Here is a 19,463-nt window from a genome sequence, read left to right as displayed (position 1 = left end):
CTTCTTGGTCGTTGATCCCTCTACCGGAGACCTCGCCTTCTTTCGGCACCGACACGCCAGCCACGGCCCGCGAGCGACTTCTCAAACAGGGCCTAGTTCTCGTCGTCGGCGACGGTCAGCGGGAACCCGCCGACCGGTGGTCGGTGTCGGGGGCCGCGGACAAAGAGAAAGGCCGCGGATCCCGGGGTTCGGGTTCCGCGGCCTCGTGGAGGACCGGTCGAGCGCTTAGCTCTGCGGTCTCCTCGAGGAGTGGATCCCGAGGGTGGTGCCGTTGTTGTCGAAGAAGTTCTTGATCACGACGTCGTGGCCGACGGCCTGACGGGTGACGGGGCGCACGCGCAGGGCGGTGCCGACTGCGGGCAGATCGGTCCTCTGCCGGGTGGCGATAGGCGCAACGGCGCGCTCGGCACGACCGCCGCACAGGCCCGGGCCGTAGACCGGGCGCACGTCGAAGCCGCCCAGGCCGAGGAGATCGGCGGGGGCCTTCATCCACGTCGTGCTGATCATCGGTGCCCCCTCCTTCCTCGGGTTCGGTCCCGGCCGGACGGCCAGGAGCGCAGGGGTGCAGCTCGTGTGTGCCGGAACACTAGGGCGCCCGTCGAAGCGGGGTCAATCGAATTAACCGGCAGTTCCTCCGGACGCGTCGCGCCCGCCGTTCCGACCCGCCTGCCGTTGCCCTCGGTATCGGCCCGGCCCGGGCCCGGATGTGCCCGCCCGGACCCGTTCAGCCGCTGACGGCGGCCAGCACGTCCTCGCCGTAGAGCTCCAGCTTGCGAGCCCCCACGCCCGGGAGCCCGGAGAGCTCCCGCAGCGAGGCCGGTCGCGTCTCGGCGATGGCCTGGAGGGTCGCGTCGGTGAAGACGACGTAGGCCGGGACCGAGGCCGACTGCGCCGCCTGGCTGCGCCACGCGCGCAGCCGCTCGAAGAGTTCGCCCGCCTCACCCTCGAGGACGACCTTGGGCCGCTTGTTGGGCCGGCGAGGAGCGGGCGCCGTAGGCCCGGAGTCGGGGGCCAGGCCGGTGAGGAAACGGCTGCGCGGACGAGCGCGCTTGGCACCGGGGTTGCGCCCCAGGGACCAGGACAGCGACAGATGTTCTCGGGCGCGGGTCACGGCGACGTAGAGCAGCCGGCGTTCCTCCTCCACCGCGTCGGGCCGGGACAGCGACTGCGCGATCGGGAGGACGCCGTCCACCAGGCCGACCACGAACACGACGTCCCACTCCAGGCCCTTGGCCGCGTGCATCGACGCCAGTGTCACGCCCTGCACGGTGGGCGCGTGCTGCGCATCGGCCCGACTGGCCAGGTGACCCACGAACCCGGCGAGGTCGAGCGTCGGGTTCTCCGCGACCAGGTCGACGGCCAGGTCGACCAGGGCAGCCAGCGACTGCCACCGGTCGCGGGCCGCGCCGCCGGCCGGAGGCCGGTGCTCGGCCCAGCCCACCGAGGCCAGCACGTCTCGGACGGTCGGGACGAGCGCGCCGGGTTCGGTGCCTCCGGCGGCCGCACCGCGGAGCAGGAGCACCGCCTCACGCACCTCGGGCCGCTCGAAGAACCGCTCGCCCCCCTTGAGCACGTACGGCACACCGGCGTCGGCGAGCGCCGACTCGTAGACCTGGGACTGGGCGTTGATCCGGAACAGCACGGCGATCTCGGCCGCCGGCATCCCGGAATCGATCAGCGCCTTGCACTTCGCGGCCACGGCGGCGGCCTCGGCCGGCTCGTCGGGATGCTCGGTGAACGTGGGCTCGCCGGCGTCGGGGCGCTGACCGAGCAGGCGCAGGCCCGGCAGGCCCTTGCGCCGGGGAGCCTGTCCGATGAGCCGGTTGGCCAACCCGACCACCTGCGGGGTCGAGCGGTAGTCCCGCTCCAGCTTGACCACGGCCGCGTCGGGATAGCGATCGGCGAAACCCAGCAGGTAGTCGGGATCGGCCCCGGTGAAGGAGTAGATCGTCTGGTTGGGGTCGCCGACGACGCACACATCGGCGCGCCCGCCCAGCCAGGCGTCGAGCAGCCGTTGCTGCAGCGGATTGACGTCCTGGTACTCGTCGACGACGAAGTGGCGGTACTGCGCCCGCACCTCCCGGGCCACCGCGGGATGCTCCTCGAGCGCGTAGGCGGTGACCAGCAGCAGGTCCTCGAAGTCCAGGGCCCCGTCGCGCTGCTTGGCCGACTCGTAGCTCGCGTACACGGCCGCGACGGCGGCCGCCTCGAAGGGCGGCTCCCGCCCCGCAGCCCGCGCGCGGGCCGGATAGTCGTCGGGCGTGGCCAGCGTCGTCTTGGCCCATTCGATCTCGCTGGCCAGGTCACGCAGGCTCGTGCGGTCGGTGGACAGCCGCGACCGGGAGGCGGCCGTGGCCACCAGCCGCAGCTTGTTCTCGACCAGCGAGGGCATCGGGCCACCGAGGACCCGCGGGGCGAAGTAGCGCAGCTGGCGCATCGCCGCGGCGTGGAACGTGCGCGCCTGCACGCCACCGACGTCCAGCGCGGCCAGCCGGCCACGGAGCTCCCCGGCCGCGCGGGCGGTGAACGTCACCGCGAGCACCTGCTCCGGCACGTAGACGCCGGTGTGCACGCCGTAGGCGATGCGGTGGGTGATGGTGCGGGTCTTGCCGGTGCCGGCACCGGCAAGGATGCAGACGGGGCCAGTGACCGCCTGCGCGGCCTCCCGCTGTTCGTCGTCCAGGGCGGCGAGCACCGCCTCCGCACGGGAGGCCGGCTCGGTGTCCGGTCGTACGGATCCGGTCCTCTGCATCGTGGCCCCCTTTCTCTCCTCGCGGTCGACGTGCGGCCCCCGATCCTGTCAGTCCGGAGCGACGACGTCGGGAAGCATCCCCAGGAGAGCGGCGTTGCCCTCGACACATGGCGGTCCACCCTCTCGGGGACTGGACCCGCTCGCCCCTACCAGGGAGGATTCCCCTCGATGACCTCGACCCCCACCGCCCCCGTGACCATGTACACCACCGCCTGGTGCGGTTACTGCATGCGGCTGAAGAAGCTCATGCAGCGCGAGGGCATCGAGTTCGCCGAGGTCGACATCGAGCACGACGCGCAGGCGGCCGACGTGGTCATGACCGCCAACGGTGGCAACCGCACCGTTCCCACCCTGCTGTTCGCCGACGGCGTCGCGTTGACCAACCCCACCATCGACGAGGTCAAGGCCCAGCTGGGCTCCCTCCGGGAGGCGTGAAAGCAGGTGATCCCCGGCCCGCGGCCCTCGAAGGGGCATGAGCGCCCCCGAGCGGGCCGCGTCCGCGGCACCGACGTCGTCCGGCCGTCGTCACCGGAGACGTTCTCGGAGGCCGCCGTCGTGAGCTCGGGATCCCGCTTCGCCTCTCCCTCCGGCACTGGCCCCGTCGCCCTCACCCGCACCCCCCGCGGCTGGGCGGTGAGCTCTGCCGCCGGGGTCGAGACCGCCGGCGACCTGATCGAGGGGCTCTCCCTGGCCGACCTCGTCGCCGAGGAGTTCGGCGCGCTGACCGAGCCGGACCGCGCCGCTCGGCGGTCCGCGCGCGGGCCCGGCACCACCGATGCGCCGCTGGACTCGACCGAGGCGCGGATCGCCGAACTGGAGCGGACCATCGCCCAGCTCGAGCACGCCCTGGCGTCGCGGGTGTCCACCGAGCGCGCCATCGGGGTCCTCGCCGAGCGCCACTCCACCAGTGTCCGGGAGGCCTTCGAGTCGCTGCGCCGGGACGCGAGGTCGCAGGGCCGGCCGGTCGCGGAGTTGGCCCGCGAAGTCCTCGACAGCCTGACCGCGGAGTCCGTCGCTGCCCCGGGTGCTCCGGCCGCGCTGGGCCACGCGCCTGGCGGACACCGTCCCGACGCGGTCGTCTCCCCCGGTCCGCGGCCGGTTGCGCGCATCCCGTCCGGTTCCCCGGCCCTGACCGCCACGGACGGCGCTTCCTGACCCGTCCGCAGCCGCTCAGCCCGCAGGCCCTGGCCGACCGCCTGGCCGCCCTGCTGGTTCCGCTGAAGCCCGATCCCGAAGCCGTGGCCCTGCGGGTCGCCGTCGACGGGCCGGACGCTGCCACGCCGGGCCGTCTGGCCGCCGCGCTGGCCGACCGCCTGCCGTCGCTGGGCCGCGCCGCCCTCGTCGTCCCCGCCGACGGGTTCTACCGCCCGGCCTCGTTGCGCCTGGAGCGCGGTCGCACCGATCCCGACGCCCGGTACTCCGACTGGCTCGATGCCGGGGCGCTCACCCGGGAGGTGCTGACTCCCCTCGGGCCCCGGGGGTCGGGCGAGTACCTGCCGGTCCTCTGGGACGTCGACCGGGACAGGGCGGCCAGGGCGCAGCGCCGCCCGGCACCCCCGGGGGCTGTGCTGCTGGTCCCTGGCGCGCTGTTGCAGGGCGTCGGCCTGCCCTTCGACGTGGTGGTGCACCTGCGGATGTCCCCTGCGGCGCGGCGGCGACTGACCCCGCCGGACCGGGCCTGGGAATTGCCGGCTTACGACCGCTACGACGACGAGGTGGACCCGGCGGGCCTGGCCGACGCCGTCGTCCTGGCCGACCATCCCGACCGGCCCGCGCTGCTGCTCGGGGGTCGGTTCGTCAGCTGAGTTCCCCGTCGACCCACCGGTCGAGGATGTACCGGGCGATCGAGATCGACGGTGGGGTGGCGAGCGGGCCCGTGCCGGCGCGCAGCTCATCGCGGGTGAACCAGCGCGCCTCCTCGATCTCGTCCGGGTCGAGGCGCAGCGGCTGGTCACCGTCCGCACGGGCGACGAAGCCCACCATGAGCGATTGCGGGAAGGGCCAGGGCTGGCTGGCGACGTACCGGACGTCGCTGACGTCCAGGCCCACCTCCTCGGCGACCTCGCGCGCGACTGCGGCCTCCAGCGACTCCCCCGGCTCGACGAAGCCGGCGAGGATGGAGAACCGGCCGGGCGGCCACGTCGCCTGCCGGCCGAGCACCACCCGGTCGGCACCGTCGTGCACGAGCATGATCACGGCGGGATCCGTGCGCGGGAAGAACTCCGTGCCGGTGCTGGGGTCCCGCTGACTCCATCCCGCCCGCTCGATGGTGGTCGCCGTCCCGGTCAGCGGGCTGAACCGGTGCCGCTCGTGCCACTCCAGGATGCCGATCGCCTCGACGAGCAGACCCGCATCGAGGTCCGCCAGGTCGGCGCCCACCTCACGGAGCCCGGACCAGGCGTCGACCGGCCGGCCGTTGACGGTCAGCGAGCGCTCCCCGCGGACAGCGGCATACGGCACACCGTCGGCCTCGCCCAGGTAGACCGCGCCCAGGGGCAGCTTCGGTTGCTCGTCCCACACCAGCTGCGGGCCGGTGGGGCCCTCCGACACCGGCACCGTGCGCTGGGCATCGACGGTGAGCACGCGCACCGGCCTGCCACCGGCCGGGTCGGGAAGGGACCGCGCCAGGTGCGCCCGGTCGTGGGCGGCCCGCGACAGAACGGGAGCCTCGCCCCGGGACGGCCTCGTGCCCTCCGGCCCGGCCGACGCGGGATCGGTCATGCCGAGGCGCTCCGGGTGATGCTGACCGGCGCGAGGGGCTCCAGCTGATCTGCGACCCGTCCGGCGTCACCCAGGACCACAGCGGTCAGCGCGCTCGGGGCCAGGTAGCGGCGGGATGCCTCCTGGACCTGGCCGACGGTGACCGCGGCGAGGTCCCGCTGGTGCTCGGCGAGCCAGCCCGGCGGCAGGCCCGCCCCGACCAGAGCCGAGAGCGTGCTGGCCATACCGGCGTGGGTGGCGGTCGAGAGCGCCATGCTGCCCAGGATGTAGCGGCGGGCCCCGTCGAGCTCGGCCTCGGTCACCGGGAGCAGCGCCATGCGGCCGAGCTCGTACCAGGTCTCCAACAGCGCCGGCCCGGTGACCTCGGTGGCGACGTCGGCCTCGACGAGGAACGACGAGCCGGCCGCCTGGTGGTCCACGGAGCTGCGGGGGCTGTAGGTGTAGCCGCGCCGCTCCCGGATGTTCTCGACCAGGCGGGAGGAGAAGTACCCACCGTAGATCATGTTGGCCAGGCGCACGGCGGCCAGGTCCGGATCCGTCCGGCCCGGCGCCGGCCCCCCGAGGCGGATGTTGGACTGCACCGCACCGGATCGGTCGACCAGCTCGATCCCCGTCGCGCGGAGGTCGGGCGCCGGAGGTGCCTCGACGGCGTGCCCGCTGACCGTCCAGTCCCCCAACGCGTCGGCGGCGGCCTCTGCGGTCGCCCGGGGATCCAGGTCGCCGACCAGGACCAGGGTGCTGCCGGCCGGGAGCACGCGGGCGCGGTGCAGGTCCCGGAGCGCGTCGCCGTCGACGGAGGTCACCAGCTCGGGGTCGGGCAGGGTGATCGCGTACGGATGCTCGCCGTAACGGCGCGCGGCGAGGGAGCTACGGGCGATGACGCCGGGCTGCGAGAGGGCGATTCTGATCCGCTCGGCGACCCGCTCCCGTTCGCCCTCGACCCGGTCGTCGGGATAGGTGGCACCGGTCAGCAGCTCGGCGAGCATGCCGAGGACAGGGGCGAGGCCGTCAGGCAGCAGGGTGGTGGCGAACAGCAGGCGATCAGCATCGGTCGAGACCGACAGCTCGGCGCCGTGGCCCTGCAGCAGCTCGGCGATCCCGGTCTGGTCGTGCTGGGCCGAACCCAACAGGACCGCGCCGGAGAGCACCGATCCGCGGGCGGTGTGCAGCCCGGCATCGGCGGCGGTCGTGGCCGCGAACGGCACGCGGAGACGCAGCTCGATCAGCGGCACCCCCGGCCGGGGCACCAGGATCAACCGCAACCCGTTGGGCAGCGTCGACTCCTCCGCCGCGGGCACCGGCTGCGGGCGGGGTTCACCGAGCGGCGGGATCAACGTGAGGTCGAGGCCGGTGGTCATCGCTGTCCTCCCGTGGCGCGCAGCTGGAGCACGGCGGCCGTGCCGGGGTCCAGGTCGCGGGCGGCTGCCTGGACCTGGTCGGGGGTCACCGCGGCCAGCCGGGCGGCGAGCTCCCCGGCGAGCTCGGCACGGCCGTGCACGATCTCCGCGGCGGCGAACCCGAGCGTGCGGCCCAGCACCGAATCGGCCTGACGGAGCAGCTGCGCCTCGGTGCGTGCCTGCACCCGGCGGAGCTCGTCGACGGGGACGCCGTCCTCGGCGATCCGCCGCACCTCCTCGTGCACTGCCGCCTGCACCCGCTGGGCGGGAACGGCGGCCGGGTGGTGCACCTGGGTGGTGAGCAGGGTTGCGTCGCGGACGTCGAAGGGGTCGCCGAACAGGCCGACATAGCTGCTCTGCGCGATCGCGATCCGGTCGTCGTGCACCAGCCGGCGCTCCAGCCGGGAGGCGTCGCCCTCGCTGAGCAGCTCGGCCAGCAGCACGGTTCCCAGGTAGCGGTCGAAGTCGCCCACCGGGTCGGGTACCCGCCAGCCGATCGCCAGTGCGGGTGCCGGCGCCAGCGCGTCCTCGACGATCGCCGTCCGCTCGGTGGTCGGCAGCGGCTCACCGGTCGCCGGGATCGGCGGCACCGGGCGTGCGGCGACCGGGCCGAACCAGCGCTGGACCAGCCGTTCGGCCTCGGCGACGTCGAGATCACCGCCGATGCACAGGACGGCGTTGCCCGGCGCGTAGTAGTGGGAGAAGAAGTCGGCCGCGTCGTCGACGGTCGAGGACTCCAGGTCGACGAAGGAGCCGTAGCCGTCGTGGGTGTTGGCGAAGCTCTCGAAGGCGATCTGCGGCAGCTGCAGCCATGGGAACGCGCCGTAGGGCCGGTTCAGCACGTTGACCCGGATCTCCTCCTTCACCACGTCGATCTGGTTGCGGAGGTTCTCCTCGGTGATGGCGGGAGCGGCCATGCGGTCGGCCTCGAGGAAGAGAGCGCGTTCCAGCGCCTCGGCGGGCAGCGCCTGGAAGTAGTTCGTGTAGTCCTGGTGGGTGGAGCCGTTGAACGTGCCACCGGCCGCCTGCACCAGGCGGGCGTGCTCCATCTTCGGAACGTTCGCCGAGCCCTGGAACATCATGTGCTCGAAGAGGTGGGCGAAGCCGGTCCGGCCCTCGGGCTCGTTGCGCATCCCGACGTCGTAGAAGACGCTCACCGCAACGACGGGCACGCTGCGATCGGGGGCGAGGACGACGCGCAGGCCGTTGTCCAGGGTGAACCGCTCCACCGGGTGCCGCAGGGTCAGTTCGGCGCCGGCTGTTGTCACAGCCCGACACTAACCGCGGATGGCCGACGAGTGCCGTGCGGTACACCGGTCGCCGCGGTCGTGCGCCGGTCGCGGGGCCCGCAGGGTCCCCGACCGGGACACGGGGCTTCGGCTCCGCGCAGCAGGGGGACGGCACCCGGTCGCGGTGTGGACCGGTCGCGGGGCCCGCAGGGTCCCCGACCGGGACACGGGGCTTCGGCTCCGCGCAGCAGGGGGACGGCACCTGGTCGGGGTGTGGACCGGTCGCGGGGCCCGCAGGGTTCCCGAGCGGGACACGGGGATCGGCTCACCGTGGGTCGGGGACGGCACCTGGTCGCGGTGCGATCCGGAGGATCGCGATGTCAGAGCACCTCGACGGCGTCGATGACGCGGTCGATCACCCCGTAGAGCTCGGCGTGGGTGTTGGGGATGGAGATGTAGAGCAGGGCCGGGTCCGGGCGGCCGACGTCGATCAGCAGCAGCGCGGCCCGCTCGCCGCTCGCGTCGTACCCGGGCACGTCCCAGCTGAGCTGGAACTCGTACAGATGCGCCGCGTGCCCGTCGACGGTCCGCGCCTCGTCGCGCAGGACCCGTGGCTCGTTGGGCCGGGGGTAGTAGTTGAACCGGACGCTCTCGGCGACGGTCCGCGTCGTCGTCGGCAACGTGGCGGGGCCGGCCCAGCCCAGGCCCTCGGCCAGGGGCCCCGAGGTGCACTGCGCGATGAAGGTCGACCCCGCCGGAGTGAGGTCCTGGGTCGTGAAGTACTGCCCGGCGATGGCGGTCACCTCGGCCTGCATGCCGAGGTCGAACTCGTACCAGCCGTCGCCGAGGAACGGATAGGAGATGCCCGACTCCTCGTCGATGATCCGCACCGTCCCGGGCGGGAACGTCGGCCGGGCGGGGGCCGGCGGCTGGGCCGACGGAGCCGGCGCCTCCGCCACGGACTCGTCCGCGGTGGTCGAGCGGCCGATGAGGACGGCGGCCCCGACGACCGCGACGAGGACGAGCAGCGCGACGCCGATGACCCAGCCGGACCGGAAGCTGCCGCCGCCCGGTGACTCCTCGGGAGGCAGGGAGTCCGGCAGCGCGGTCGGCGGGGCGAGGACGGGTGAGGACTGCACCGCGACGCCGGGGCCGGCCGGGGTCGCGACGTCGGACCAAGCCGCACCGTTCCACCAGCGGACGAGCCCCGGCGTGCCGTCGGGGTCGGCGTACCAGCCTGGCGGCGGGGCCTGCTGGCCAGGTGCGGTCACGGGCTCCACCCTAGGAGGGCGGCCCTCCCCGGTACGGTCGCGGCCTCGCTCCTGGGAGGCTCCGTGACCGCAGCTCCACCGGCGCCGGACGACGCCGGCGTCGTGGCCCGGCTCCGCTCCGCCGGCTGCGTCTTCGCCGAGGACGAGGCCCGCCTGCTCGTGGCCGAGGCCGGGTCGACCGCCCGGCTCGAGGCCCTGGTCCGGCGCCGGGTCGCGGGCGAGCCCCTGGAGCACCTGCTGGGCTGGGCGGAGTTCTGCGGTCTGCGGATCGCCGTGGCACCCGGGGTCTTCGTCCCGAGGCGTCGCACCGAGTTCCTGGTCGAGCAGGCCGCCGCACTGGCGCCACCGGGCGCCGTCGTCGTCGACCTGTGCTGTGGATCGGGCGCGGTGGCGGCCGCGCTGACCGCGCGGGTCGACGGACCCGAGGTGCACGCCTCGGACGTCGATCCGGCGGCGGTGGCATGCGCGCGGCACAACCTGCCCGGCGGCAACGTGCACGCCGGGGATCTGTTCTCGGCCCTCCTGGACGGGCTACGGGGACGGGTCGACGTCCTCGTCGCCAACGTGCCGTACGTGCCGAGCGAGGCCATTCCACTGATGCCGCCCGAGGCCCGCGAGCACGAGCCGCGCACCGCGCTGGACGGCGGCACCGACGGCCTGGACGTCGCCCGCCGGGTCCTCGCCGGCGCCGGGGACTGGCTCGCGCCAGGTGGCTGCGTGCTCTTCGAGATCGGCGAGGCGCAGGTGCCCGCAGCAACCGACGCCGTCAGCACGGCCGGTCTCGTACCGCGGATCGCCGAGGCGGAGGACACGGGCGCGACCGTCGTGATCGGGACCCGCGCCTGACGGCGCACGGAACCTCCGCTGGAGCTCGGCGGGGACGCCAGGGCACGCCGTTCGCACTCATCCACGCCGAGTCGCACGGGGCACGCAGGCCCACCACGTCAGCGCAGGCGCATGGCTCCCAGCTCGCGCCAGAGGTGGGCCGCCGCCTCCGCGCCGCGGTAGAGCATCGGCAGCAGGACCCGCTCGTTGGGCGAGTGGATGCGGTCGGTGGGCAGCCCCGCCCCGAGGAACAGCAGCGGCGCGCCGAGGTGCTCGACGAGGTCGGCCTCGGGCCCGCTGCCGCCCTCGCGCGTGAACAGGACGTCGCCCGGCTCGGTGTCGAAGGCCTGGCCGATGGCACGGAGCAGGGCCCCCATCGCGGGTGAGTCCAGGTCGCTGGCACAGGGAGCGACGCCACCGGGCGGGGTGTGCACCTCGGCCTCGATACCGGCCGGGACGTTGGCCTCCACCCAGGCGCGCAGCTGGGGGCCCACATCCTCGGGGCGCTGGTCGGCGACCAGCCGGAAGCTGAGCTTCGCGTGCGCCTCGGCCGGGACGATCGTCTTGTGGCCGGGGCCGGTGTAGCCGCCCCACATGCCGTTGACCTCGGCGGTCGGCCGGGCGCCGGTGCGCTCGAGCGTGCTGAAGCCGGCCTCGCCGTAGGTGGCGCGGGAGGCCGCCGGGCCGGCCAGCCAGGCCTGCTCGTCGAACGGCACCCGGGACATGAGCTCGCGCTCCCGGTCCGACAGGGGGCGCACCTTGTCGTAGAAGCCGGGCAGCGTGACCCGGCCCTGGTCGTCGTGCAGCGCGGCCAGCAGCTCGGCGAGAGCGTGCAGCGGGTTCGGGACGGCGCCGCCGAACGAGCCGGAGTGCAGGTCCACGGCCGGGCCGCGCAGGGTGATCTCGGCGTCGGCGAGGCCCCGCATGGCGGTGACCGCACTCGGCACGTCCGGGGCGGCCATGCCGGTGTCGCTCACGACGACGACGTCGCAGGCCAGCCGGTCCTTGTGCTGCTCCAGCAGGGCCGCGAAGTGCGGCGAGCCGGACTCCTCCTCGCCCTCGATCAGCAGTTTGACGGTGACCGCGGGAGTGTCCCGACCGGTCGCGGCGAGGTGCGCGCGCATGCCGAGCAGGTGGAAGGCGACGTTGCCCTTGTCGTCGATGGCGCCGCGGGCGTGCAGCTCCGGGCCGTCGGGGCCGTCGACCCGGGTCGGCTCGAAGGGCGGGTGCACCCACAGCTCCGGCGGGTCGACCGGCTGGACGTCGTGGTGGCCGTAGACGAGGGCGATCGGTGCGTCGGCCTCTGCGGACGGCCACTCGGCGAAGACGGCGGGGGCGCCGGGCGTGGGCCAGATTTCGACGACCGGGAAGCCGGTGCGGCGCAGCGCCTCGGCGAGCCACGCGGCACTGCGGGCCACTTCGGGGGCGTAGGCAGGGTCGGCGGAGATCGACGGGATGCGCAGCCACGCGTCGAGGTCGGCGTGCAGGTCGTCGAGGTGGTCGAGCACGAAATCGCGTTCCGGACTGCTGGTCACGAGGCTCGACCGTAGTGCTGCCAGCGGTACCCGCCGCGTCCGGCTAGCGTCCGGGGCATGCCTGGAGAGCTGCTGCGCGTCGACGTCGGCGACCTCACCTTCGACGTCCGCGTCGACGGTCCCGAGGACGGGCGGCCGGTGCTGCTGCTGCACGGCTTCCCGGAGACGTCGGCGTCGTGGGCCGCGGTGACGCCGCTGCTGACCCAGGCCGGGCTCCGGACCTACGCCCCCGACCAGCTGGGTTACTCCCCTGGCGCCCGCCCCGGTGACGTCGAAGCCTACGCGATGCAGAACCTCGCGCAGGTCACGGCGAACCTGATGACGGCGCTGGAGATCCCGGTCGCCGACGTCGTCGGGCACGACTGGGGCGCGAACGTCGCGTGGACGCTCGCCGCCTGGCACCCGGACCGGGTGCGGTCCCTGACGGCGGTCTCGGTGCCCCACCCGGCCGCGTACACCGCGGCCTACCGCGCCGACCCGGAGCAGAGGGAGCGCTCGAGCTACATCCGGCTGTTCTGGCAGGAGGGCAAGGCCGAGGAGGTGCTGCTCGCCGACGACGCGCGCCGGCTGCGGCGCATGCTGGCCGGCGGCGAGCAGGCGTCCGGCGTCTCGGCCGAGGCGATCGACGAGTACGTGGCCGTGCTGTCCGCGCCCGGCGCATTGACCGCGGCGCTCAACTGGTACCGGGCGATGAGCTCCGACACCCGGGTCGACCCGGTCGGGGTGCCGACCACGTACGTGTGGAGCGACGGTGACGTCGCCATCGGGCGGACGGCCGCCGAGGCGTGCGCCAACCACGTGACCGGCGACTACCGGTTCGTGGAGCTTGCCGGGGTCACGCACTGGATCCCGGAGCAGGCACCCGAGCAGCTCGCGCGAGCCATCCTCGACCGGATCGCGTCGAGCTGACAGCTGATCTGTTCGTTCGCGAGGATCCATGTCGGCTGACGCTGGGGACAGGGACGGATGACCGTGCCGCCAACATGGTTCGCAGGTCCCGCAACCTCCTCGGCGGTGGCGGTGGCGTGGGAGATCGTGCTGGAGGTCCGGCAGCCCGTGGGTCCTCGACAGTTCGGCGGCTGCACGCTGCCCATGCCCGACGCATGTCCGGAACCGCCCCCGGACAGCTACGTCGCGGACGTGCGCAGCGCGCAGCGCGCCGCCAGGTGACCCCGTACCGCACCGCCCGCGGCGCTCAGCGGTCGGTGCCGGTGACCAGGACGAGCAGGCCTTCCTCGTCGAGCAGGTCGACCGGGCGCAGGGTGAGGTTCGCCGCGACGTGGTGGAAGCCCGCACTGACCCGTTCCACCGGGACGCCGGTGAGCCGCGACCAGCCCAGCCGGTAGGCGGCCAGCTGCACCGCGGCGGCGGAGAGCTCGGCGCCGGACGGCGGCGGGCCGGTCTTCCAGTCGATGACCTCGAAGCCGCCGTCGGCGTCGGCGTAGACGGCATCGATCCGTCCCCGCAGAGTGAGCGGCCCGAGCGGCGTCTCGAAGGGGACCTCCACCTCGACCGGCTGACGGTCGGCCCACACGCTGGCGAGGAAGGCCTCCTGCAGCTCGGCCACCACACCGTCGGGAGCGGCGAACTCGTCGCCGGACCCGGGCAGCTCGTCGAGGTCGACCAGCTTGGCGGCGCCGAACCGCTCCTCCAGCCACGCGTGGAAAGCGGTACCGCGCCGGGCCTGGGGGGCGGGGGCCGCGGGCATGGGGCGCCGCAGCCGCCGGGCCAGCTCCGCGGGGTCGCGCCGCAGCGTGACCAGCGCCGACACCGACAGGTGCGACGGCAGCGGGACGTCGACGGTCGGGCTGGCGTGCCGGGCCCGCTCGCGCAGCAGCAGGTCGGCGTCGCGCACCCACTGCTCGACCAGCGGGTCGGCGCCCTCGAGGATCTGCTCGGGGTCGAGCGGGTGCGGCGCCGCACCGGCCACCAGCTCGGCGGCCGCGGTGAGCGCCCGGCGACGTCCGGAGGACAGCGGGTCGGCCGGCCAGCTCCCGACCGGCCACTCCGCCAGCGCCGGGTTGGTCGCGTCGCCGGCCGGTGGCTCGGCCCAGTGGACGACGGTGCCGGCGCCGTCCTCGCACGCCTGCCGGGCGGTGAGCAGCAGCGACGACGGTCCGCACGGCTTGACGCCGTCCCGCCACCAGCTGCCGGAGCACAGCAGCAGGTGCCGGGCCCGGGTGACGGCGACGTAGCCCAGCCGGATCTCCTCGGCGGTGCCGAAGTCCTTCCAGTCCTGGACGTACTCCTCCAGCGCCTGCTTCACCACGGCCTGGTCACCGGAGCCGGGGACCGGGAGCCGCAGCCGGGGCAGCTCCTCGCGGTCGGTGAGCCGCAGGTCGGCCGGCACGGCGCCGGGATCGCGGATCCAGGAGTCGCTGGTGTCGGCCTTCGCCGGGAACTGGTCGGCGGTGAGCCCCGGAACGGCGACGACGTCCCACTCCAAGCCCTTGGCGGAGTGCCCGGTGAGCAGCTGCACGGCCTCCGGGTTCACCGCCACCTCGCCGGGCTCCAGGCCCCGCTCGCGCTCCTCGGCGTCGCGGAGGTAGCCGAGGAACGCCGGCAGCGAGGGCAGCTCGGCGAGCTCGGTGAACTCGGCGGCGACGCCGTGGAGCGCGTCGAGGTGGGCCCGCGCCCCGGCCGGGCTGGCACCGGGCGCGCTGGCGAGCTCGGTCTCCAGGCCGAGGGTGCGGGCGACCTCGTCGACCAGGTCGGGCAGCGCCTCGCTCAGGCGCGTCCGCAGGTGACCCAGCTCGGCTGCGAGCCGCCGCAATCGGCGGTAGCCCGCCTGCGAGTAGGCGCCGGGGCCGCCGAGGTCGTCCAGCGCCTCGACGATGCTGCCGCGCTCGGAGGGGGCTTCGACGACCGGAGTCCCGTCGGCGTCCCGGGACCGGGCGGGCCGGCGTGCGTGCACGAGTTCGCGGGCGCGGGCCTCGAGGGCGGCCAGGTCCCGGGGGCCGATCCGCCACCGCGCTCCGGTGAGCAGCCGGCCGAGTGCGTCCCCGGCCGTCGGGTCGACGAGCACGGTGAGCGTCGCGATGACGTCGGAGACCTCGGGCACCTCCAGCAGCCCGCCGAGGCCGACGACCTCGACGGGCAGGCCGCGCTCGCGCAGCGCGGCGGCGATGCCCGGCAGCTGCTTGCGGGTGCGCACGAGGACCGCCACGGTGGGGTGCTTCCCGTCCTGGCGGGCGACGAGGGGGTCCTCGTTGAGCCAGCAGGCCGCGAGCCGGTCGGCCAACGCCGTCGTCTCGTCGGCGACGGTCTCGTAGAGCCCCACGGTGACCGCACCGCGCCCGGCGGTGGGTGCGGGGGCGAGATCGGGCAGCGGCTGGTCGGGGGGCGGAAGCATCCCCGACACGGCGTTGGCGACGGCGAGGACGGCGTCGTCGTTGCGCCAGCTGGTGGCCAGCGTCAGCCGCTCGGCCCGCCGTCCGGGCAGCCCCGGGAAGGTGCGGGCGTAGCGCTCGATGGTGCCCGCCGAGGCCCCCCGCCAGCCGTAGATGGACTGTCGCGGGTCGCCGACGGCGAGCACCGGGTGGCCGGTGTCGCGGCCGAACAGGGCCTCCAGCATGCGGAGCTGGCCGACGCTGGTGTCCTGGTACTCGTCGAGCAGGACGATCTTCCAGCGGGTCCGCTCGCGGCGGCCGACCTCCGGGGAGGCGACGGCGATCCGTGCGGCGTAGGCGACCTGGTCGGCGTAGTCGATGGCGCCGGCCGACCGCTTCCGTGCCTCGAAGGCCTCGACCAGCGGCAGCAGCGCGACGCGCGCCTTCTGGCGGGCGAGCATGTCGAGGACGGGGGCGTAGGGCCCCTTCTTGCGCGGCGCGTCCGGGTAGCCGTGGACCTGCGCTTCCAGCCGGGCGGTCCAGGCCCGCAACGCCGCCGGGCTGATGTCGTGCTCGCCGAGGTCGGCGGCCAGGGCGAGGACGTCCTCGACCGTGGTGAGCAGCGTGAGCGGGACGTCGCTCATGTCGCCGGTGTAGGCGGTGACGACGGTGGCGGCCTGCCCCCAGCACATGGCGGGCCCGAGGACGCCGGCGCCGGGCTCGACGCCGATCCGCAGTCCGTGCTCGGCGACCAGCGCGGCCGCGTAGCCGTGGTAGGTCGAGACGGTGGGCTGGGCGACCTCCAGCCGCTCCCGGAGCTCGGGCTCGGTCTCCGGGTGGCGGGCGAGCGCACCCAGCCGGAGCCGGATCCGCTCGTTGAGCTCGCTGGCGGCCTTGCGCGTGAAGGTCAGGCCGAGGATCTCCTCCGGCGCGACAACCCGGTTGGCCACGAGCCAGGAGACGCGGGCGGCCATCGTCTCGGTCTTGCCGGAGCCCGCCCCCGCGACCACGACGAGGGGCCGGTCGGCGGGTGCCTCGACCACCCGCGCCTGCTCGGGTGACGGCGCATAGGACAACCGACAGCGGGCGGCGACCTCGGCCGGGCTCAGCCACCTGCGGACCCCCGGCCGCTCCGGGGCCGCGTCGGCAAGCAGATCGTCGAAGGAGAGCTGGCCGTCGGCCGCCGTTCCGGTGAGGGGAGTCATGCCGTCACCTGCCGGCCGGGCTCCTGCAGCGGGCAGCTGCGGCGGGCGGGGCACCGCGAGCAGTGCGATCCGGTGCGCACCTCGAAGGTGGCCGCACCCATCCCCTCCCCCACCTGCGCGAGCAGCTCGCCGGCCCACGTCTCGTCCAGCGGCACATCGGCGGGCAGCGGCTCCTGGTGCTGCTCCTTGGCCTTGGCGCCGGTGCCCACCTGGAGCAGCGCGGCTCCGCCGGGAACGCTGCCGTGGTCGCCGAAGGCGCCGGCCGCGATCGCCACCTGGTAGGCGGCCAGCTGGCCGTGCTCCTCGGTGTTCTTCGCCGCGGTCCGGCCGGTCTTGAGGTCGACGACGACCAACCGTCCCTCGGAGTCGCGCTCGAGCCGGTCGACCTGGCCGCGGATGCGGGCGCGGCCGACCGTCACGTCGAAGTCCACCTCCGCGCCGATCAGCTCGCGGCCGTTGGCGGCGTGCCAGCGGAGGAACTTGTCGAGCATCTCCTGGGCCGAGATCCGCTGGCGCTGGTCGGACCAGCCCGGTCCGAGGTCGAGCTGATCGAGCTCGGCGGCGAGGGCCGCAGGAGCGTCGGAGGGAGGCAGCCCGTCGGCGACCTGCTGGGCCACGGCGTGCACCGCCGAGCCCACCGTCCGGGTCGTGTCCGGGGACGCCTCGGCACCGACGGCCCCGAGGACCCAGCGCAGGGGGCACCGCTGGAAGGTCTCGATGGCCGACGGGCGCACGCGGACGGGCTCCTCCTCCGCCACCAGTGGGGCGTCGTCGGACAGCGGGGCGAGGCCCCACCAACTGGTCGACGCCGCCCCCGGAACTCCCTCGTCGGCCAGCCGGCGCAGGACGGAGGCGGCGGCCGACCGGCGCGGCGCCGGGGTCTGCGGATCGGTCAGGGCGCGCCGCAGGTCGGCGACGAGCGCGGGCAGCGTCAGCGAGCGGGGCAGCTCGGTGAGCGGCCGCCCGTCCTCCGGCGGCGGCGCGACGAGATCGAGGAACCGGGAGGCGGTCGCACCGGCGTCCGCGCCGTCCAGAGCCCCCTCGACGGCGGTGACGACGAGGCGCCTGCGGGCGCGGGTGCAGGCGACGTAGAACAGCCGCCGCTCCTCGGCGAGGGCGAGCGCGCGCCGGTCGACCGCCGTGCCGTCGACGCCCGCGGCGCGCTCCACCAGTTCCTCGGTGCCGAGCAGGGTGGACCGCTCCCGGAGGTCCGGCCACACCCCTTCCTGCACGCCGGCGACGCAGACGAGGTCCCACTCCAGGCCCTTGGCCGCATGGGCGGTCAGCAGCCGGACCGACTCCCCCGTGACCGCCCGGGCGGCTCCGGTGTCCCCGGGCAGTTCCTGGGCGGAGAGGTGGGCGACGAACGCGCGCACGTCGGCCGAGGGCAACCGGTCGACGAAGCCGGCGGCGGCGTCGAAGAGGGCGACGACGGCGTCGAGGTCCCGGTCGGCCACGGCACCCGACGGCCCACCGGCCGCGCTGGCCCGGGCCCAGCGGATGGCCAGCCCGCTGCGCTGCCACATCTCCCACAGCACGTCCTCGGCGGTGCCGTCGTGCGCGAGGGCCAACCGGCCGGCGGCCAGGACCGCGGCGACCCGCTTCGCCGGCCGGGAGACGTGCTCGGGGAGCGCATCCAGCAGGGTGTCGTCGCCGAGCGCGAGGGCGAGCGGCGCGCCGCGCTCGGTGGCGTCGATCCCCTGCTTGGCCAGCGCGATCCGCACCGCCCGCCGGAGCCGGCGCAGGTCGAGCACGGTCGCGCCCCCCAATGGGGAGGCCAGCAGCGCCTCGGCTGCGGACTCGTCCAGGCCCACCGCCGCCCCCTGTGCCTCCGGTCCGGACCCGGACGCGGGCAGGAGGGCGTTCAGGGCGGTGAGCAGCGGCGCGACGGCCGGCTGCCCGGCGAGGGGCAGGTCGTCGGCGGAGACGGCGACGGGCACGCCCGCGGAGGCGAGCGCCCGGCGCAGTGGTCCCAGCGCGACGGCGGTGCGCACGACGAGGGCCATCTGCGACCAGGGAACCCCGTCGAGCAGGTGGGCACGGCGCAGCACGTCGGCCAGGTAGGCCGCCTCGACGGCGGCGGAGCCGAAGACGTGCACCTCGGCTGCACCGGGGTCGGTGGCCTCGCCGGGGACGAGGCGTCGGTGCTCCCACGGCCCCGGCAGTCCCTCCGCGACCTTCCGGCTGATCCGCAGCAGCTCCTCCCCTGACCGCCGGCAGACGCCGAGGGAAACCCGGCCGGCGGGGCGGTTGTCGGTGTGCCGGAACCGCTCGGGGAACTCGACGATGCCGCGCGGCTCGGCGCCACGGAAGGCGTAGATCGCCTGGTCGGGATCGCCGACGGCGACGAGGTTGCCGCCGCCCCCGGCGAGCAGCTCGAGCAGCTCCACCTGCGCGGGGTCGGTGTCCTGGTACTCGTCGACGAACAACCACCGGGCGCGCTCGCGCTCCTGACGCAGCAGCTCGGGGTCGCCGTCGAGCTCGGCGATCGCTGCCCGCACCAGCTCGGCGGGGTCGTAGCCGGACGCGTCCCCGCGGCCCGCCGTCGAGAAGGCGGTGACGCCCTCGTACTGCTCCTGGAACGCGGCGGCGAGCACCCAGTGCTCGCGGCCGGTCTCCCGACCCCAGGCCGCCAGCCGGGCCGAGCCGACACCTCGCTCGGTGGCCCGCATGAGCAGGTCGCGCAGCTCGGTGCGGAAGCCTGCCGTGCCGAGTGCCGGGGCGAGAGCGGCAGGCCAGCGGACGGCACCCTCCTCCTCCGCGTCGCCACGGAGCAGCTCCGCCACGACGGCGTCCTGCTCGGCCGAGGTGAGCAGGCGGGGCGGGGCGTCGCCGCGGAGCAGCGCAGCCCGCCGGAGAACGCCGTAGGCGTAGGAGTGGAACGTGCGGGCGAGCGGCTCCCGGATGGTCCGGGCGACCCGGCCGGTGATCCTGGTGCGGAGCTCGGCGGCGGCCTTGCGGCTGAAGGTCAGGACGAGGATCTGCTCCGGGTCGATCCCGGCGTCGATCCGCGCGGCTACTGCCTCGACGATCGTCGTCGTCTTGCCGGTCCCAGGGCCGGCCAGCACGAGCAGCGGACCGGCCTCGTGGTCGACGACGGCCTGCTGCGTGGGGTCCAGCTGCGGCGCCGTCGGGCGCGGGGCCTCACCGGCGACGAGCCGGTAGACCGGCGCGCTCTCGCTCCCCCGCACTGCCACCC

General features: G+C 74.8%; 14 protein-coding genes. 5 read left to right on the top strand and 9 right to left on the bottom strand.

Annotation, left to right across the window (positions count from 1 at the left end):
* Window positions 1–225: 225 nt before the first annotated feature.
* Together CHB94_RS18345 and CHB94_RS18340 are read right to left on the bottom strand one after the other, a co-directional pair.
* Window positions 226–507: a hypothetical protein gene (locus CHB94_RS18345; protein WP_089337995.1), complete on the bottom strand. Its 282-nt coding sequence runs from the start codon at window positions 505–507 to the stop codon at window positions 226–228.
* Between the two features lie 217 nt (window positions 508–724).
* Window positions 725–2,752, bottom strand: a complete 2,028-nt coding sequence (locus tag CHB94_RS18340) for an ATP-dependent helicase (RefSeq protein ID WP_089337994.1) — start codon at window positions 2,750–2,752, stop codon at window positions 725–727.
* A gap of 168 nt (window positions 2,753–2,920) precedes the next feature.
* On the opposite strand from CHB94_RS18340, the gene CHB94_RS18335 reads away from it, so the two are divergent.
* The 3 genes from CHB94_RS18335 (at window position 2,921) to CHB94_RS18325 (ending at window position 4,557) form a co-directional block, all read left to right on the top strand.
* Window positions 2,921–3,187 (top strand): mycoredoxin, encoded by a 267-nt coding sequence (locus CHB94_RS18335; RefSeq protein ID WP_089337993.1) that lies wholly within the window; start codon window positions 2,921–2,923, stop codon window positions 3,185–3,187.
* 120 nt (window positions 3,188–3,307) lie between these two features.
* Window positions 3,308–3,907, top strand: coding sequence for an ANTAR domain-containing protein (locus CHB94_RS18330; protein ID WP_089338012.1), 600 nt, complete (start codon window positions 3,308–3,310; stop codon window positions 3,905–3,907).
* Window positions 3,908–3,990: 83 nt separating this feature from the next.
* Window positions 3,991–4,557, top strand: coding sequence for a nucleoside/nucleotide kinase family protein (locus CHB94_RS18325; RefSeq protein WP_254920751.1), 567 nt, complete (start codon window positions 3,991–3,993; stop codon window positions 4,555–4,557).
* Here the strand turns inward: CHB94_RS18325 and nudC are convergent.
* From nudC to CHB94_RS18305, 4 genes are all read right to left on the bottom strand, one after another.
* Window positions 4,550–5,473 carry an NAD(+) diphosphatase gene (nudC, locus tag CHB94_RS18320; RefSeq protein ID WP_089337991.1) on the bottom strand — a complete coding sequence of 308 codons (924 nt, stop codon included), beginning with the start codon at window positions 5,471–5,473 and terminating at the stop codon, window positions 4,550–4,552. The two genes, CHB94_RS18325 and nudC, sit on opposite strands and share 8 nt — an antisense overlap.
* Window positions 5,470–6,831 (bottom strand): M16 family metallopeptidase, encoded by a 1,362-nt coding sequence (locus CHB94_RS18315; RefSeq protein ID WP_089337990.1) that lies wholly within the window; start codon window positions 6,829–6,831, stop codon window positions 5,470–5,472. The genes nudC and CHB94_RS18315 overlap by 4 nt, the downstream gene beginning before the upstream one ends.
* Window positions 6,828–8,138, bottom strand: a complete 1,311-nt coding sequence (locus tag CHB94_RS18310; protein WP_089337989.1) for a M16 family metallopeptidase — start codon at window positions 8,136–8,138, stop codon at window positions 6,828–6,830. The genes CHB94_RS18315 and CHB94_RS18310 overlap by 4 nt, the downstream gene beginning before the upstream one ends.
* 341 nt (window positions 8,139–8,479) lie before the next feature.
* A complete protein-coding gene (locus tag CHB94_RS18305; protein WP_089338011.1) occupies window positions 8,480–9,370 on the bottom strand; it encodes a DUF2510 domain-containing protein in 891 nt (296 codons plus the stop codon).
* 63 nt (window positions 9,371–9,433) lie between these two features.
* On the opposite strand from CHB94_RS18305, the gene CHB94_RS18300 reads away from it, so the two are divergent.
* A complete protein-coding gene (locus tag CHB94_RS18300; RefSeq protein WP_254920750.1) occupies window positions 9,434–10,216 on the top strand; it encodes a putative protein N(5)-glutamine methyltransferase in 783 nt (260 codons plus the stop codon).
* A 98-nt stretch (window positions 10,217–10,314) separates the two neighbouring features.
* On the opposite strand, the gene CHB94_RS18295 is transcribed toward CHB94_RS18300, so the two are convergent.
* The gene (locus CHB94_RS18295) at window positions 10,315–11,730 is read right to left on the bottom strand and encodes a M20/M25/M40 family metallo-hydrolase (RefSeq protein WP_176445624.1); all 1,416 of its coding nucleotides are present in this window, start codon (window positions 11,728–11,730) and stop codon (window positions 10,315–10,317) included.
* A 57-nt stretch (window positions 11,731–11,787) separates the two neighbouring features.
* On the opposite strand from CHB94_RS18295, the gene CHB94_RS18290 reads away from it, so the two are divergent.
* Complete coding sequence (locus tag CHB94_RS18290) at window positions 11,788–12,639, top strand: alpha/beta fold hydrolase (RefSeq protein WP_089337988.1); 852 nt, start codon at window positions 11,788–11,790, stop codon at window positions 12,637–12,639.
* Window positions 12,640–12,925: 286 nt separating this feature from the next.
* Here CHB94_RS18290 and CHB94_RS18285 read toward each other — a convergent pair whose 3' ends face one another.
* A complete protein-coding gene (locus CHB94_RS18285; RefSeq protein ID WP_089337987.1) occupies window positions 12,926–16,264 on the bottom strand; it encodes an ATP-dependent helicase in 3,339 nt (1,112 codons plus the stop codon).
* Window positions 16,261–19,461 (bottom strand): ATP-dependent helicase, encoded by a 3,201-nt coding sequence (locus CHB94_RS18280; protein ID WP_089337986.1) that lies wholly within the window; start codon window positions 19,459–19,461, stop codon window positions 16,261–16,263. The genes CHB94_RS18285 and CHB94_RS18280 overlap by 4 nt, the downstream gene beginning before the upstream one ends.
* Between the last annotated feature and the right edge of the window lie 2 nt (window positions 19,462–19,463).

The organism is Blastococcus mobilis (assembly GCF_900188025.1).
Taxonomy (GTDB): Bacteria; Actinomycetota; Actinomycetes; order Mycobacteriales; family Geodermatophilaceae; genus Blastococcus_B; species Blastococcus_B mobilis.
The sequence above is the reverse complement of the archived record's forward strand: the minus strand, read 5'-3'. Positions and strand labels throughout refer to the sequence as shown.